We start from the raw sequence: 16,204 nt of genomic DNA, 5'->3' as shown, positions 1-16,204 counted from the left end.
CGAGCCTGAGCGGACTCTCATCCATCGAGATCCGACGGCGCCCTCAACAAGCATCCTCGTCCGCGAGCGACCGCCGTCGTGCACGACCGACGTTGACGTCACGGCTGGGTGAAACCCACCTTCTGCACGATGGCGCGCCCGTCGAACGTCGTCGTCGTGATGCGCATGCTGTAGGAGCCGGCGGGAGCGACGGTGCCGTTCGTCAGGCGTCCGTCCCAGGCGAGCACCTGCCGGCCCGCGAGGTAGCGGACCGACGTCGTGAGCTGCTTCGCCACCGAGCCCCCGGCGGTGAGCACCGCGACGCTGGTCGTCGCGCCGTCGCCGGTCATCCAGTCGAGCGAGGTCGAGCCGCCGGAGCGGGTCACCCCCGGTGCCGAGGCGACGAACGTCGGCGTGCGGCCGAGGCCCGCCGTCGCATGAGCGTCCGCGACAGCGAGTGGCGTGCGGCCCGCGGCGGTCCTCACCGAGGCCGCCGCTCCCGACACCTGCACTGAGGCGCTGGCGGGAGCCGCGGTGAAGAGCGCCTGCACCGTCTCGGTCGGCGTCTGGAACACCGTGCCGTGCACGTTCACCCCGTAGTCGGCCGTCACGTCGTCGATCGTGACCGAGCCGGAGGTGACTCCCGACATCGACGTGTAGACGAAGGTGTCGACCAGCGTGACCGGGTAGTCCCAGACTCCATCGTTGTCGCCGCCGGAGTGCGTGTAGTTGGGGTTCAGCCCGTCCGAGAAGAGGGTCATCCTCTGCCAGGCCGAGCCGCCGACGTTGCCCACGAGGCCCTGGAAGGTCTCTCCGGTGGCGTCCTTGAGCTTGAGGTACACCGGACTGGTGCTCGCGTCTCCGCGCACCTGCACCGAGACCGCTGTGGGCGAGCCGGGCAGGGTGCGCGACGAGTGGATCTGCGCCCCCTTCGACGAGCCGGAGAAGTCGTAGGTCAGCGTCAGCGCGCCGGCACCGGAGTAGCCGGCCGAGGTGGCGGCGAGCGAGGCGCTGCCGCCGCCGATCGGCGCGACGACGTATCCGCTCGTCGAGGCGAGGTCGTCGACCAGCACCGAGGAGGCGGAGGCGGTCGCACCGGCCCGGCCGACAGCGGTGCCCGCCGCGAGGATGGCTCCCACCTCCTTCAGCGCCGTGTACGAGGGCTTCAGCCTCCCGGAGCGCTCGGTCACCGAGAAGGTGTCGAGCGGCTCCTGCGGGTTGCTGCCCCCGACGAGGTTGTACCAGGCGATGCCCTTGATCCCGCGGGCGGCCGCGTCGAGGTAGGAGCGGGAGAGGTAGGACGCCTGGTCCGCTTCGCTCGTCGCTCCGACGCAGGTGGTGCAGGTCGCCCAGCTCACCTCGGTGATCCACAGGCTCCGTCCCGGTGCGCTGCGGTCGAGGAACGACTGCGCCGCGTCGAGGTAGGTGGGGATCGCTCCGGTCTCGGGGGCGCCGTCGACGGTGTAGGTGTGCACGGCGAGCCCGTCGAAGGAGTCGCCCGCCCCGGCCGAGAGCACGCCTCGCATGAACGGGTCGCTGAACTGGTCCAGCCCGCCCACCAGCACCGTCGCGGTCGGATCCACGGCCTTGATCGCCGTGTGGGCGGCCTTCAACAGCTCGCCGTACTGGGCGGCCGTGGCTCCTCCACGCCAGTAGTAGTCGGTGTTGGGCTCGTTCCACACCTCCCAGACGTGCACGCGGTCCTTGTACCGGGCGACGGTCGCCGCAGCGTACGACGCGAAGTCGGCGGTGCTGCGCGGCGGGTAGTACTGCGCGTCCTCGGCGGGCGTTCCCGCTGGAGCCGAGGAGGCCCACGGCGCCGAGTAGACCAGCTTGCCGATCATGTCGACGTTGCGCGCCTGGCTGACCGCGACCGCCTGGTCGAACTTGGCCCAGTCGTAGTAGCCCTTCCGCGGCTCGACGCGCTTCCACTCGAACTCCTCGCGGGCCCACCGCACCTGCGCGTCCTCGAGCAGCGCCGCCTGCCGGTCGACCTCGACGGGCGAGTCCTGCTCGGTGAGGAAGCTGTTGATCCCGCTGATCGAGCGCGGCGCCGCCTCGGTGGCGCGGGCGCTCACTCCGGTGAGGTAGGGCCGGGTCGCCGTGGCGGCTCCGGTGAGCGAGCCGTTGGGAGTCGCATCCCAGGTCAGGCGGCCGGCGATGCTTCCGGACATCCCGGCGCCGCGGTCGTCGGTGCCGTCCCAGGCGACGGCGATCTCGCCGGCCGAGGCCGCGGTGCCTCCGAAGGTGCGGGTGCGGCCTGCGCTGTCGCGCAGCACGAGCGCGTAGTCGCCGGGCGTGCCCGCCGTGAAGCGGACGGCGGTGGTCGCCGCGTTCTCGCGCGAGAAGCGGGGCGCGCTCGCGGCCGGCAGAGTCCAGTCCTTATCGAGGACGCGCAGGTTGTCGAGGACGACGGTGCCCGTGGCCGGAGCCGACGGGCCGTTGCGGACCACGTTGATCCGCACCAGCGAGACCGGGTAGTCGAGCACGCCGTCGTCATTGCCCAGGTGCGTGGTCGCGGCCGGCGAGCGGAGGTCGACGGTCGCGGTCGTCCAGCGGCTGAGGCTCATCGCGTCGACCCGGTAGAAGAACATCTCGCCGGTCGCATCGCGCAGCTTCAGGAACACCGTGTTCCAGCTGCTGTCGCCGAGCAGGTCGACCTTGAGCGCCGTGGCCGGCTGCGTCAGCAGCGGCACCGGAGTCGCGCGGGTCTCGATCTCGGCGTCGGCGCTCGTGAGGTCGTAGGCGATCCGCAGCGCCCCCGAGCCCTCGGTGCGGGTCGTCGAGGTCGACGGGGTCGCGCTCCCCGCCGCCTGCATCCAGTCGGTACCGGCCGCATCGAACGACTGCGCGAGACTCGCGTCGGCGTCCACCTCGGCGACGGTCAGCAGCAGCGGGATCCCGCTCCGGGTCGCGTTCGAGGCGAGCGTGCCGTCGTTCACTCCGTCCTGACCGAAGACACCGCTGATGTCGCCGCGCATCCTGGTGCCCGAGTCGTCGGAGCCGTCCCACGGCACCGAGACGGCGCCGGCGGCCGCGGCGCGCCCCGTGATCGTCTTCAGGCGCCCCTCCTTGTCGCGCAGCTCGAGGCGGTAGTCGCCGGGGCCGCCCGCCGTGAACGAGAGCGAGGTGCTCGCCGAGGGGGCAGGGGTGAAGAAGGACGTCGCCGCGGTCGGCAGCGACCAGCCGGACGCGAGTGTGCGCAGGTTGTCGAGCACGACGGTGCCGGTGGCCGGCTGGCTCCCATTGCGCACGACGATCACGCCGGAGAGCTTCACCGGCATGTCGAGCACGTGGTCGCTGTCGCCGCCCTCGACGAGCGCGGCCGGAGCGGTGAGGTCGACGTCGATCGTCGCCCAGGCCGTCGAGCGCATGGCGTCGAGGCGGTAGGTGAAGGTCTCGCCGGAGGCGTCGCGGAGGCGCGCGTAGACCGTGTTGTAGGTGCCGTCGCCCTTCAAATCGATCCGCAGCGCGCTGGCGGGCTTGGTCAGCATGGTCGCGGGGGTGTTCTGCACGGTCTCGACCAGCCCGGACGAGACGTCGTAGTCGATCCGCTGGGCGTAGGAGCCCTGGGTCTTCTGGGCGCTGGTGCGCGAGATCGTCGCGGAGCCCATCGCGACCCTCCAGGTCGAGGCAGCCGCCTCGAAGCCCTCGACCACGCTGGTCGTCGAGGGCTGCGCCGCGGCGACGGTGAGCAGGGTCGGAGTCGCCGAGCGGGTCCGCGACGCCGAGAACTCGCCGTCGGGCGTGGAGTCCTGGAGGAACATGCTGCGGATCGGCCCGTCCATCTCCTCGCCGTCATCGGCCGTGCCGTCCCACTGCACGGCGTTCTCGCCCGGCGTGGTGAGCGTGCCGGTGACCGTCCGGCTGCGGCCGCTCCCGTCGCGGAGCACGATCATCCAGTCGCCGGCCGACGCCGCCGTGAAGCCGAGGCTCGCGGCGCCGCCCTCGGAGGGCACCAGGAACTCCACGTCGGACTCGGGCATCGTCCACCGGCTGCTCACAGCGCGCAGATTGTCGAGCAGGAACGTCCCGGTCGCGGGCTGCTCGCCGTTGCGGACCACGGAGAAGCCGGAGAGCGTCAGCGGCAGATCGAGCACGGAGTCGGCGTTGCCGCCCTCGGCGAGCACTGGGTCCTGGGTCAGGTCGATCGGCACGGTGGTCCAGGTGGAGTGCCGCATGGCGTCCATCCGGTAGGTGAAGGCCTCGCCGGTCGCGTCGGCGACCCTGAGGTAGACGGTGTTGTAGCTGCCGTCGCCCTTGAGGTCGACCTTCAGGCCCGTGACCGGGCCGGTGGCGACGTCGAGCGGCACGGTACGGGTGATGCCGGCCATCCCCTCCGAGAGGTCGTAGTCGACCGCCAGCGCGTCGGCTCCCTCGGTGCGGATGGCGCCGCCCTTCGCCGCCGGCTCGGTGGCGCGGCGCAGAGTCGCGGAGCCCAGGGCGACGCCCCAGCCCTCGTCGCCGCCGTCGAAGGCCTCGACCAGGGAGGTGGAGTCGGGGTCGTCGGCCTCGGCCAGGGTCAGGAGCAGCGGCACACCGGTGGTCGTGCCGCCGCCGAGCGCGCCGTCTGCGGAGTCGTCCTGGCGCAGCACTGCGCGCACGTCCCCGGCCATCGCAGCGCCCTCGTCGTCGAGTCCGTCCCAGTCGACGGCGATCCCGCCGGCCGCCTCTGCGGTGCCGGTCAGGGTGCGCGAGAGTCCAGCCGGGTCCTCGAGGCGCAGCTCCCAGTCGCCGGGGCCGCCCGCCTCGAACGCAATCCCGGCACTCTCCCCGGCCTGCGGCGAGACGTAGCTCGACACGGCGACGGGCAGGGTCCAGCCGGTGGTGTCCGCACGTAGGTCGTCCAGCGCGAAGGTCCCTGTCGGAGGCTGCTCGCCGTTGCGCACCACGAGCACGCCGGCGAGGGTGAGGGGGGCGTCGAGCACGGCGTTGCCGTCGCCGCCGTCGCGGGCGACGGGCTCGGCCGTGAGGTCGACCTTCAGCGTCTGCCAGTCCGTCGACCGCATCGCGTCGACGCGGTGCACCGACGTCTCGCCGCTGGAGTCGCGGACCCTCAGGTAGACCGTGTTGTAGGTTCCGTCGCCGCGCAGGTCGACGGTGAGCGCCGAGACGGGCGTCGGGATCGCGGGCGCCTGCATCGGGTCGTAGCCGAGCTCGACGAGGCCGCCCGAGACGTCGTACGAGACCTCGAGCGACGAGTCGCCCTCGGTGCTCTCGGCCGAGACCGCCGCGGAGGCGCTCCCCGTCAGAGCCGAGGGCGCCGCGGTTCCGCTCTCGAAGCCGGTCACGAGGACCGTTCCCGGCACGGCGGCGCTCGCTCCGGTGGGGGCGACCAGGATGCCTGCGAGGAGCGCGGCGGTCACGGTGAACGCGGTTCGGGCACGGGACATGGGGGTCACTCCGCAGGGCATCAGAAGCGCTCGCCCGGGGAGGGGCGAACAGGCCGCCAGGCTAGGCGCGGCGCCGCGTCGTGCCTGCGCAGGGGAGGAAGACTCGTTTCGCCTGCACTCGAACAGGGGCCCCGACCCCGCAGGAGCCGCCCCCGAACCCTCGGGGCGGGCACTCCGGGGATCCTGCGCCGCTCCGCTGGGCGCTAGCGTCGAGCGGTGACCTCCTCTCTCGACCGCAGCATCCTGCGGCTGGCGGTCCCGGCGCTGGGCTCGCTGATCGCCGAGCCGCTGTTCCTCCTGACCGACTCCGCCCTCGTCGGCCACCTCGGCGCCGTCCCGCTGGCCGGCCTCGCCCTCGGCGGCGCTGTGTTGCAGACGATCGTCGGGCTGATGGTGTTCCTCGCCTACAGCACGACCCCTCGGGTCGGCCGCGCACTCGGCGAGGGCGACGAGCGGCGTGCGGTGGCCGCGGGCATCGACGGCGGCTGGCTGGCGCTACTGCTCGGTGCGGTCATCGGCGTGGTCGGCGCGCTGACCGCTCCGGGAGTCGTCGCACTGTTCGGAGCCGAGCCCGACGTCGCCGAGGCGGGGGTGCGCTACCTCGCCGTCAGCATGGCAGGGATCCCCGCCATGCTCGGTGTGTTCGCGCTCACCGGCCTGCTCCGCGGCTACCAGGACACCCGCACTCCGCTCGTGATCGCGGCCGGCGGATTCGCTCTCAACGCCGCCCTCAACGCCGTGCTGATCTACCCCGCCGGCCTGGGGATAACCGGCTCGGCACTCGGCACGGTGATCGCCCAGTGGGCGATGTTCGCCGCCTACGCGGCCGTCGCGTTGCGGCTCGCGCGGCGGGTCGGCGCCCCGCTCCGGCCGCACGTCGCGGGCCTCGTCTCGTCGGCGGGTTCGGGCGGCTGGATGCTGCTGCGCACCGCGAGCCTGCGCGCGGCGATCCTGCTCGCGGTGGCGACCGCCACCTCGCTCGGGGCGGAGGAGCTGGGCGCCTTCCAGGTGGCGATGACGCTGTTCTCGACGGTCGCCTTCGCCCTCGACGCCGTGGCGATCGCCGCCCAGGCGCTGCTCGGACGCCTCCTCGGCGCTGGCGACAGGGAGCGTGCGCGCGCGGTGACGAAACGCTGTGTGACCTGGGGAATTGCCACCGGCGTCGTCCTCGGCATCGTGGTAACCGGTCTGAGTGGTGTCCTCCCGTACGTCTTCTCGAGCGATCCGGAGGTGCTGCGCCTGCTGCCCGCGGCGATCGCGGTCGTGGGTCTCACCGCTCCGCTCGGGGGCTTCGTCTTCGTGCTCGACGGCGTGCTGATCGGCGCCGGAGACGGCCGCTACCTCGCCCTGAGCGGACTGGTGAACCTCGCGGTCTTCGCGCCGCTGGCCCTGCTCGCCCCCGCGGCGGCGGAGGAGTGGCGCCTGCTCGCCCTCTGGCTGGCGTTCGCGGTCGGGTACCTCGGCGCCCGCGCTCTCACGCTCGGCCTGCGCGTGCGCAGCGACGTCTGGCTGCGCTGACCGAGCCGAACGGGCTGTGGACAACCCTGGGGAGAATCCGCAGGCTCAGCGGGGCGGCGCGCTCGTGTTGCCGCGGTGGAACGTGGCCCGGAAGCAGACCGTCTCGGCCTCCTCCCCGGCCAGGAGCGCGATCGCCGCTCGCCCCGCCGCGCGGCCCTTCTCGACCGCGGGCTGCGCCATCGTCGTGAGGTCGTACTCGGCGGCGAGGCCCGGTACTTGCACCCCGTCGAAGCCGACGACGGAGACGTCCTGCGGCACGCGCAGCCCCCGCTCCTCCGCGGCCAGGATCACGCCCGCAGCGAGCAGGTCGCTCTGCGCCACGATCGCAGTGGGCGCTCGGGCCGCATCGAGCAGGGCTCGGCCCGCGACAATCCCCTCCTCGACGGTGCTCGCCGCGGCCGCCACGACCCGTCCGTCGGGGAACACGTCCTGCACACCGAGCAGCCGGTCGACCGGGGTGATGCTCGGGCTCGAGCGCCATTCGGCAGGGATGGGGCCGCGACGACGGTCCTTCGCGAACGGGAGGGAGACGACTCCGACCCGCTCGTGGCCGAGCTCGCGCAGATGCTCGGCCACTGTGCGGCTCGCCGCGCGGTTGTCGAGCGAGACGACCGCGCCGCCGAGCACCGAGGCGCCCTCAACGACGACCACGGGCACGCCGCGGCGGCGCAGCAGAGCGACGGAGTCGTCGATCGACGGGCTGCACGCCACCAGGATCGTCGCGTCCACCGGCGCCGTGGCCAGCAGCCCCGAGCCGTCCCCGGTCTCGGTGAGCAGCAGGATCCCCGCGTCGATGCCGCCGAGCACATCGGCGATCCCATCGAGCATCGCGATCTTGATCGGGTCGCGGAACGCGTGCAGCACCCGCTCGTCCACGACGACGCCGACGATCCCCGAGCGGCCGCGGCGGAGCGAGCGCGCCCTCGGGTCGGGGCCGGCGTAGTCGAGCTCGGCAGCGGCCCGCAGCACCCGCTCCTTCGTCGCGTCCGAGACGGGGCCCGCGCCGCTGAAGACCAGGGAGGCGGTCGAGGGCGAGACGCCGGCTCTGCTCGCGACGCGGGCGAGCGTCGGGCGGGGGCTCTTGTGCGGTTCCACGGTCCTCCTCGTCGGGGCTCGGCGCGGTGCTGCGCGGTTGACCGTCCCCGGGGGTTCCGGATAGCTTAGACCGATCCGCCTCGAATCGATTCGACAGCGCTTCTCGATCCTTGGCCGCCGCCCCGGATCCCGCTCTCTCCCAGGAGAACCGCCATGACCGCGACGTCCGCGCTCACCCGCCCGCAACTCGTCGCCTGGCGCAACGCCGTCTTCACGATCTTCGTGCTCAGCGGGATCTCGATCGCCACCTGGGTCTCCCGCACCCCGGCCATCCGCGACGAGCTCGATCTCTCGACCTCCGGAGTGGGCCTGCTGATCCTCTCGATGTCGATCGGAGCGATCACCGGCCTCGCGCTCTCGACCGCGATCATGAGCGCGGTCGGCGCCCGCCGCGGCATGGTGATCGGCCTCACCGTCTGCGCGACGGGGCTGGCCCTGCTCGGCGTCGCCGCGGGCACTCTGGGCGTCCTCCCCCTCGCCTTCGCCGGGATGGCGCTGCTGGGCTTCGGCAACGGAGCGGTCGACGTGATGATGAACGTCGAGGGCGCCGCCAACGAGGCGGCCTTCGGCAAGACCCTGCTGCCCCTGTTCCACGCCTTCTTCAGCCTCGGCACCGTCGCGGGCGCGCTGATCGGCGCCGGCGCCTCGGCCCTCGCCGTGCCCGTGGTGGTCCACCTCGGCGCGATCGCCGTGATCGTCGTGGCGACCGCGCTCGTCGCGATCCGCTTCGTCCCGGTGCGCGACGCGCTCGACACGGCCGGTGCGCTCACCAGCGTCGCACCGCCGATGCGCGAGCGGGTCGCCGCCTCCCTGAGCGTCTGGCGCGACGGACGGCTCGTGCTGATCGGGGTGATCATGCTCGGGATGGCGTTCGCCGAGGGCTCGGCGAACGACTGGCTGACCCTCGCGATGGTCGACGGCCACGGCGCCGACACGACCACCGCCGCCGTGGTCTTCGGCGTCTTCGTCGCCGCGATGACCGTCGGTCGCGTGCTCGGCGGCCCCCTGCTCGACCGGTTCGGTCGCGTGCCGGTGCTGCAGGCCTCCGCCCTGCTCGCGATCGCCGGGCTCCTGCTGTTCATCCTCGCCCCGCTCGACGGGCTCGTGATCGCCGGAGCAGTCGCCTGGGGGCTGGGCTGCTCGCTCGGCTTCCCGGTGGGCATGTCGGCAGCCGCCGAGGGGCCGCACTCGGCCGCGCGCGTCAGTGCGGTCGCGATGCTCGGCTACGTCGCCTTCCTGGTCGGCCCGCCGGTCATCGGCTTCCTCGGCGAGCACGTCGGGCTGCTCACCGCGCTGTTCCTCGTCCTCGCCCTCGTCGTGGTCGCCGGGCTCGCCTCACCCGCCGCACGCAGCCGCCGCGAGATCACCCCGTAGCTCCCGCCGGCACCGGCGGCCCGGCGCGCGCAGACCCTTGGTACGCGCAGACCCTAGAGACACGCAGACCCTAGGCTGCCAGCGGAGAGGGGAGGGGGACGGCATGCGGTACCGGGCGCGCGACGGCTCCCTCCTGCACGTCGACGAGCACGGCGCCGGCCGCCCCCTCGTCGTCGTGCCCGGCGAACCCGATCGGCACCCCTCGTACCTCCGCTGCTTCGACACGGTGGCGGGCACCCGCCGCATCCTCGTGCTGCACCCCCGGGGCCGGGGCGGCTCGGAGGCGGTGCCCGCCGGCTCCGCAGCCACGACCGCCGACGACCTCGAGGATCTGCGCACGCACCTCGGCGTCGACGACCTCGACCTCGTCGCCCACGATTCCGGCTGCCGGGCCGCCCTGCTCGCCGCCGCCCGGGCTCCGGGGAGCGTCGCGCACCTCCTCCTGATCGCCCCCGGCACCGCCTGGCTCGGGATCGACGCCGACCACCCCGCGCAGGAGCACGACGGGCAGGAGCCACCGGCGCCGCCCGCCGAGGCCGCAGCGCTCCGCGAGGCGCTCGGGCGGCTGACCTGCGCGGCCGTGGTCGTCGGAGGCGGGGACGATCCGCTCACGGACCTGGCAGCCCTCGGCGCCCTCACCGGGCTCCTGCCGCACGGCAGCCTCGCGGTCGTCGAGGCGAGCGGTCACCACCCGTGGGCCGACGCGCCAGCCGAGTTCTCGATCGCGCTGCGCGCCTCCCTCGTCGTGCCGGCTCCCGCTCCCCCGCTCGGCCGCCGTCGGCCGCCCCGCGGCACAGCCTGAGCGGCCGGAGCGGACGGCGAGCCGTCTATCCTCGACGGGTGCGTCTCGTCATCGCGCGCTGCTCCGTCGACTACACCGGCCGTCTCAGCGCCCACCTCCCGCTCGCCACCCGCCTCCTCCTCGTCAAGGCCGACGGAAGCGTGCTGATCCACTCGGACGGCGGCTCCTACAAGCCGCTGAACTGGATGAGCCCGCCCTGCACGCTGGTCACCGGTGAGCCCGACGCGGAGGCGCGCGCGGCGGGCGTGACGCAGCAGTGGACCGTCGCGCACCGCAAGACCGGAGACGCGCTCGTGGTCTCGATCCACGAGGTGCTGCACGACTCCGCGCACGAGCTCGGCATCGACCCGGGGCTCGTGAAGGACGGCGTGGAGGCGCATCTGCAGCGCCTGCTCGCCGAGCAGATCGAACTGCTCGGAGACGGGCACACGCTGGTGCGCCGTGAGTACATGACGGCGATCGGGCCGGTCGACATCCTCGCGAGGGATTCTTCAGGAGCCGCAGTCGCCGTCGAGATCAAGCGTCGCGGCGAGATCGACGGAGTCGAGCAGCTGACGCGCTATCTCGAGTTGATGAATCGCGATCCGCATCTCTCGCCCGTGACCGGAGTCTTCGCCGCGCAGGAGATCAAGCCGCAGGCGCGGACACTCGCCGAGGACCGCGGTATCCGTTGCGTCGTGCTCGACTACGAGGCGATGCGGGGAACGGACGATTCGCACACCCGCTTGTTCTGAACGATGCCATGCCGAAGGCCCCCGGGGATTCGCTCCTCGGGGGCCTTCGGCGTCTCGGGCGGATGCCCGAGAGGTCTTACTTGTGCGCGGCCTGGTAGGCAGCCTGGACCTCGGAGGGGATGCGTCCGCGGTCGGAGACGGGGTGACCGTTGGCGTTGGCCCACTCGCGGATCGCCTTGAGCTGCTTGGGGTCGCTCTTGGTCGAGGAGGAGGCGGTCGAGGCGGCAGCCGGACGCGAGCCGACGCGGCGGCCGTTCGAGACGAACTTCTCAAGGACCGAGTGGAGCTCGGCGACGTTGTCGGCGCCGAGGTCGATTTCGTAGTTCGCTCCCTCGATGCTGAACCGGACGGTGCCGCCGTCACCGGAATCGATAGGCGTTCCGTCGATATCGTCGACAAGCGTGATCTTCTGGGCCACTTTTCCTCCTGGAGTGATCGGGACCGGACGGTAGTGGTCTGGGCCGTGAGAGACATTACTCGGTCTCAGAAGGCAGTGCATCACCGATGGCGCCTTTCGCCCCATTCTTGCGCCACGTTCAGGGGAATGCCCAGGATAAGGGCGTCTATTCCGGCCTGAATCCAGGCCGATGACCCTCAGTCGTGGCAGAGGCGGGGCAGTAGACACCCGCGAACGCTGTGATTCCGGACAGGAAGGGATCTTCGTTAGCGTGGAGTCATGGCACGACGAGGCGGACCCCCTGCACGCCCGGCGCGACCCGGGCCCTACCGCAATGAGGAGGCGCGGGAGGCGCTGGAGGCGCTCGTCGCCGCGCCCACGCCCGAGGCGGTCGACCGCCTCCTCGCCGCCTGCCTCGCAGGCTCGCTCGTGGTGGATGTCACCGGCTCCCAGCCGGGAGGTGTGCCGCACGTGCGGACCGTCGCGACGACCACCGGCGAGCAAGTGCTTCCGCTGTTCACCTCGACCGATGAGGTGCGCACCGCCGTCCCACGCCAGCAGCACCCGCGGGTGCAGATGCTGGTGCTGCCAGGGCGCGAGGCCTTCGCCCTGATCGGAACCGCCGACTTCGTCGCCGTGCAGCTCGACCCCGGCTCGATCGCCCAGGTCGTCGCCCGCCCGTTCGTCGAGAGGGCTCTCGACGGCGAACGGCCGTAGAGTATGGGCCCGCGCGATCGCACCACCCGAGGTCAGGAGCCCGACATGTCCGATACGACCCTCGCCGCCACCGGCCTCGACGAGCGCGCCGGCACCTGGTCGTGCATCCTGTTCGACCTCGACGGCACGATCACCGACTCCGCCCCCGGCATCACCGGTACGCTCGCCGAGACCTTCGTCGAGCTCGGCCGGCCCGTGCCTGCTCCGGCCGAGCTCCTCGCCTACGTGGGCCCGCCGCTGCTCGAGGCGTTCCGCGAGCTCGGCGGGATGAGCGTCGAGGAGGCGCAGGCAGCGCTCGTCGTCTACCGCCGCCGCTACAACGCGGGCGGCCTCTTCGACTCCTCCGTCTACCCCGGCCTGCCCGATGTGCTGACGCGCATCGCCGAGGCCGGCGTGCCGCTCTCGCTCGCGACCTCGAAGCCGGAGTCCGCGGCCACGCTGATCCTCGAGCACTACGGTCTCGCGCAGCACTTCACGGTCATCTGCGGCGCCTCGGAGGACGAGGTGCGCAGCGCAAAGGCCGACGTGGTCGAGGAGGCCCTGCGCCGGCTCCGCGCTCTCGGCGTCGACCTCGCGACGCCGGTGATGGTGGGCGACCGCGAGCACGACGTGCTCGGAGCCGCGGCGCACGGGGTGCCGACGATCATGGTCGAGTGGGGCTACGGGTCGCCCCTGGAAGCGGTCGGCACGATCGCCCTCGTCTCGGCCGCGGACGAGCTCGCGGACCTCCTGCTGCCGTGACCTGCGTACGATGAGGGCATGACTGGTCTGGGCGTCGTCCTCTCGTTCGTGCTGTTCCTCGGCGGGATCCTCGTCCTCGGCAACTCGTTCCTCCTGCCGGACATCGCCGGCTTCCTCTTCGTCGGAGGCATCCTGATGATCTCGGGATCGCTCGCGATCGCCTTCCACGTCCTGCCGAAGTCGCAGTAGTCCGGCCGGTCCCCGCCCTCGAGACGAGCGCACCCGCGGACGCAGCTCGCGAGAAGTTGCGGCTAGCCCAGGGTCCTCGCGTCGAGGTTCACGACCGAGCCGATGTAGACGGCCTCGCCCGCGCCCGCCACGGTGGGGTTCATCCGGAGCAGCTGCTGAACCGGGATCCCGAAGCGCTGGGCGATGTCGAAGAACGTGTCGCTCTGCACCACCGTGTAGCTCACGATCTCGCCCGCACCGTCGCGGGTCGGCTCGCCGGCCGCACCGGGCACCGCCCCACTGTCGACGGCGAAGGCCGTTTCGGGGATGTCCGGCGTGGGGTTGGGCGTGAAGGTGACGGTCGCCTCCGGTGCCGGCGCGTAGACCGTGGCGGTCGACTGCGGGAGCGCCGCGGTGACGGTCGGATCGGGGCTCGGCGGCGTGGGAGTGGGAGTCGCGGTCGCGAAGACGGTCACCGTGACAGTGGGAGCCGGCGCCGGCACCGCGCACCCCGTGAGCGCCAGGACGACGACCAGCGTCGTCGCTCCGATCATGGCCGTGTCGCGCATGTGATCCACCCTCCGTGCACCGGGGGTGCTCGCTCCCACCCTAGGAGTACCCGCGCAGGCGCCGCTGCCGGGCGCGGAATCGCCCTAGGCGGCCGGTTCGGGCAGGATCCGCAGTCCACCGCCGCTGTTCGCTGCGTCCATCAACAGTTCGACCCAGCCGGGGTTGATCGTGGGCTGCCTGCTCCCGGCGAAGTGGAACTGCAGTGCGATGGTGGGGTTCATCCAGAAGGAGTGCCGCCCGCGTGCCCCCTCGGGCATCGAGTCGAGAGTGAGGCTGAAGCGCTCGTCGCGGCGGAACTTGGCGTAGACGACGATCTGGAGGTGGGCCAGAGTCCTGTCCTCGATCTCGAGGACGGCCGGCGGAGTGCCGTAGAGGAATTGACCCATGCGGCCACCCTAGAGGCTTCTGGGTCGACTGCTAGATCCTCTAGCTAGTCCGTCAGGTCCGCAGAGTGTTCGGCCTCGTCGTCGCGGGCGTCGATCTCGTCGACCGCGGTGCCCATCCGGCGGAGGAAGTTCACGACGACCTCTGCCTCGGCGGCGTCCAGGTCCTCGGCGATCTCGAGCATCCGGCGGTGCATCTCCTGCAGCGTCTCGCGGACCTCCTGGTCGCTGTCGACAGTCGCCTCCACGACGATGCCCCGGCGATCGGCGGGGTTCGGCCGGCGCACGAGGTGGCCGCTGCGCACGAGCCGATCGATCAGCACCGTGGTCGACGCGGACGAGATCGAGAGGTGGCCGGCCAGATCCTTGCCCGTGACGAGCTCGCCCCTGCGCTGCTGGCGCAGCAGGTACTGGATCGCGATGAGGTCGGTCTCGCCCATCGCCATCCGCTCGCGGGTGCGCCTGCGCATCGCGACCTCGGCGACCCGGTAGGTCCGCATCGCGCTGAGCACCTCGACCGCGCGGCGGGTCGACGACTCGTCGGGGTACCAGTACCCGGCACCGCTGCGAAGGGTCGCGTCGCTCATTCGGCCATCCTAGACCGGCTGGTAAAGAGGCGGTCTAGCGATGTGGAGCACACCTACGCTGGAGTGGTGACCGCCACTCTCGTCGCCAAGGGCCTCTCCGGAGGCTACGCGCACCGCACCCTCTTCGACGGACTCGACCTGACGGTCGCCCCCGGGGACGTGGTCGGCGTCGTCGGGCCCAACGGCGCGGGCAAATCGACGCTGCTGCGGATCCTCGCCGGCGAGACGCCTCCGCTCGAGGGCGACGTCGTGCTCGCCCCCGGCGACGCCTTCGTGGGCTGGCTGCCGCAGGAGCACGAGCGCCGCGAGGGCGAGACCGTCGCCGGGTACATCGGCCGCCGCACCGGATGCGCCGAGGCCTCCGCCGAACTCGACGCCGCTGCCTCCGCCCTGGCCGACCCCGACCCGGACGGCTCGATCGCCGACCGCTACGCCCTCGCCCTCGACCGCTGGCTCGCCAGCGGTGCCGCCGACCTCGACGAGCGGACGCCGGTGGTGCTCGCCGAGCTGGGACTGACGCTGGCGCAGGGCGCAGCGGTCTCCGCCTCCTCGACGATGACCTCGCTCTCGGGTGGTCAAGCGGCACGGGTCGGCCTCGCCGCTCTTCTGCTCTCGCGCTTCGACGTGGTGCTGCTCGACGAGCCGACCAACGACCTCGACCTCGACGGGCTCGAGCGGCTCGAGGCCTTCGTGCGCGGACTCCGCGGCGGCGCGGTGCTCGTCAGCCACGACCGCGAGTTCCTGGCCCGCAGCGTCACCCGCGTGCTCGAGCTCGACCTCGCACAAGGCACCAACCGCGTCTACGGAGGCGGCTACGACGCGTTCCTCGAGGAGCGCGAGACCGCCCACCGCCAACGCCGCGAGAAGTACGAGGACTTCGCCGATCAGAAGGCCGACCTGGTCTCGCGCGCCCGGACGCAGCGCGAGTGGTCGAGCCAGGGCGTGCGCAACGCGATGAAGAAGGCTCCCGACAACGACAAGATCCGCCGCAAGGCCTCGGTCGAGTCGAGCGAGAAGCAGGCGCAGAAGGTGCGTCAGATGGAGAGCCGCATCGCGCGCCTCGAGGAGGTGGAGGAGCCGCGCAAGGAGTGGCAGCTCGCCTTCACGATCGGCACAGCGCCGCGCTCGAGCTCGGTGGTGTCGACACTGAACGGGGCGGTCGCGCGGCGGGGCACGTTCACGCTCGGCCCAGTGTCGCTGCAGGTCGACGCGGGTGACCGCATCGGCATCACGGGGCCCAACGGCGCGGGCAAGTCGACGCTGCTCTCGCTGCTACTCGGCCGCTCCGAACCGGAGGAGGGATCGGCGTCGCTCGGCGCCAGCGTGGCGATCGGCGAGATCGACCAGGCCCGCGCGATGCTCGCCTCCGACCGGCCGCTGGCGGACGCTGTCGAGGCGCTGGTGCCCGAGTGGCCGACCGCCGAGGTCCGCACCCTGCTGGCGAAGTTCGGGCTGAAGGCCGACCACGTCTCGCGCCGCGTCGGCGAGCTCTCGCCGGGCGAGCGGACTCGCGCGGCCCTCGCCCTCCTCCAGGCGCGCGGAACGAATCTCCTGGTGCTGGACGAGCCGACCAACCACCTCGACCTGGCCGCGATCGAGCAGCTCGAGCAGGCGCTCGAGGCCTACGAGGGCACGCTGCTGCTGGTCACCCACGATCGGCGGATGCTCGAGACCGTGCAGCTGACTCGCCACTGGCGGGTCGACGGCGGCGTGGTCACGGAGGCGTGAGCAGGGCGCCTGCCTCCG

At 72.3% G+C, this 16,204-nt stretch carries 14 protein-coding genes; 8 read left to right on the top strand and 6 right to left on the bottom strand.

All coding sequences use genetic code 11. The annotated features are described in order from the left end of the window. Positions 1 to 98: 98 nt before the first annotated feature. A complete protein-coding gene (locus tag GSU10_RS00290) occupies positions 99 to 5,372 on the bottom strand; it encodes an endo-1,4-beta-xylanase (protein WP_068210793.1) in 5,274 nt (1,757 codons plus the stop codon). A 216-nt stretch (positions 5,373 to 5,588) separates the two neighbouring features. On the opposite strand from GSU10_RS00290, the gene GSU10_RS00285 reads away from it, so the two are divergent. Then, positions 5,589 to 6,890: an MATE family efflux transporter gene (locus GSU10_RS00285; RefSeq protein ID WP_236713602.1), complete on the top strand. Its 1,302-nt coding sequence runs from the start codon at positions 5,589 to 5,591 to the stop codon at positions 6,888 to 6,890. A 45-nt stretch (positions 6,891 to 6,935) separates the two neighbouring features. Here GSU10_RS00285 and GSU10_RS00280 read toward each other — a convergent pair whose 3' ends face one another. Then, positions 6,936 to 7,985, bottom strand: a complete 1,050-nt coding sequence (locus tag GSU10_RS00280) for a LacI family DNA-binding transcriptional regulator (protein WP_068210790.1) — start codon at positions 7,983 to 7,985, stop codon at positions 6,936 to 6,938. A 153-nt stretch (positions 7,986 to 8,138) separates the two neighbouring features. On the opposite strand from GSU10_RS00280, the gene GSU10_RS00275 reads away from it, so the two are divergent. From GSU10_RS00275 to nucS, 3 genes are all read left to right on the top strand, one after another. Beyond that, positions 8,139 to 9,359: an MFS transporter gene (locus GSU10_RS00275; protein WP_068210788.1), complete on the top strand. Its 1,221-nt coding sequence runs from the start codon at positions 8,139 to 8,141 to the stop codon at positions 9,357 to 9,359. Between the two features lie 103 nt (positions 9,360 to 9,462). After that, a complete protein-coding gene (locus GSU10_RS00270; RefSeq protein ID WP_132504616.1) occupies positions 9,463 to 10,161 on the top strand; it encodes an alpha/beta fold hydrolase in 699 nt (232 codons plus the stop codon). Positions 10,162 to 10,199: 38 nt separating this feature from the next. Continuing rightward, on the top strand, positions 10,200 to 10,895 hold the full coding sequence (gene nucS / locus GSU10_RS00265; RefSeq protein ID WP_068209524.1) for an endonuclease NucS: 696 nt from the start codon (positions 10,200 to 10,202) through the stop codon (positions 10,893 to 10,895). Between the two features lie 76 nt (positions 10,896 to 10,971). Here nucS and GSU10_RS00260 read toward each other — a convergent pair whose 3' ends face one another. After that, positions 10,972 to 11,313, bottom strand: coding sequence for a histone-like nucleoid-structuring protein Lsr2 (locus GSU10_RS00260; RefSeq protein WP_068209522.1), 342 nt, complete (start codon positions 11,311 to 11,313; stop codon positions 10,972 to 10,974). A 258-nt stretch (positions 11,314 to 11,571) separates the two neighbouring features. On the opposite strand from GSU10_RS00260, the gene GSU10_RS00255 reads away from it, so the two are divergent. Genes GSU10_RS00255 through GSU10_RS00245 form a run of 3 tightly spaced genes read left to right on the top strand, consistent with a single transcriptional unit; the run spans position 11,572 to position 12,939 of the window. After that, a complete protein-coding gene (locus tag GSU10_RS00255; RefSeq protein WP_068209519.1) occupies positions 11,572 to 12,009 on the top strand; it encodes an SseB family protein in 438 nt (145 codons plus the stop codon). A gap of 45 nt (positions 12,010 to 12,054) precedes the next feature. Further along, a complete protein-coding gene (locus GSU10_RS00250) occupies positions 12,055 to 12,750 on the top strand; it encodes an HAD hydrolase-like protein (protein ID WP_068209516.1) in 696 nt (231 codons plus the stop codon). Between the two features lie 18 nt (positions 12,751 to 12,768). After that, positions 12,769 to 12,939 carry a hypothetical protein gene (locus GSU10_RS00245; RefSeq protein WP_158286084.1) on the top strand — a complete coding sequence of 57 codons (171 nt, stop codon included), beginning with the start codon at positions 12,769 to 12,771 and terminating at the stop codon, positions 12,937 to 12,939. A gap of 62 nt (positions 12,940 to 13,001) precedes the next feature. Here the strand turns inward: GSU10_RS00245 and GSU10_RS00240 are convergent, their stop codons facing one another. From GSU10_RS00240 to GSU10_RS00230, 3 genes are all read right to left on the bottom strand, one after another. Continuing rightward, the gene (locus GSU10_RS00240) at positions 13,002 to 13,487 is read right to left on the bottom strand and encodes a LysM peptidoglycan-binding domain-containing protein (protein ID WP_068209513.1); all 486 of its coding nucleotides are present in this window, start codon (positions 13,485 to 13,487) and stop codon (positions 13,002 to 13,004) included. 84 nt (positions 13,488 to 13,571) lie between these two features. Then, positions 13,572 to 13,874, bottom strand: a complete 303-nt coding sequence (locus tag GSU10_RS00235) for a DUF7882 family protein (protein WP_068209510.1) — start codon at positions 13,872 to 13,874, stop codon at positions 13,572 to 13,574. A gap of 44 nt (positions 13,875 to 13,918) precedes the next feature. Beyond that, a complete protein-coding gene (locus GSU10_RS00230; RefSeq protein WP_068209507.1) occupies positions 13,919 to 14,458 on the bottom strand; it encodes a MarR family winged helix-turn-helix transcriptional regulator in 540 nt (179 codons plus the stop codon). A 66-nt stretch (positions 14,459 to 14,524) separates the two neighbouring features. Here GSU10_RS00230 and GSU10_RS00225 point away from each other — a divergent pair, with 66 nt between their 5' ends. Next, a complete protein-coding gene (locus GSU10_RS00225) occupies positions 14,525 to 16,186 on the top strand; it encodes an ABC-F family ATP-binding cassette domain-containing protein (protein WP_132504614.1) in 1,662 nt (553 codons plus the stop codon). Positions 16,187 to 16,204: the final 18 nt, after the last annotated feature.

Origin of the sequence: Rathayibacter tanaceti (assembly GCF_009834165.1) — a bacterium.
GTDB lineage: Bacteria > Actinomycetota > Actinomycetes > Actinomycetales > Microbacteriaceae > Rathayibacter > Rathayibacter tanaceti.
The sequence above is the reverse complement of the archived record's forward strand: the minus strand, read 5'-3'. Positions and strand labels throughout refer to the sequence as shown.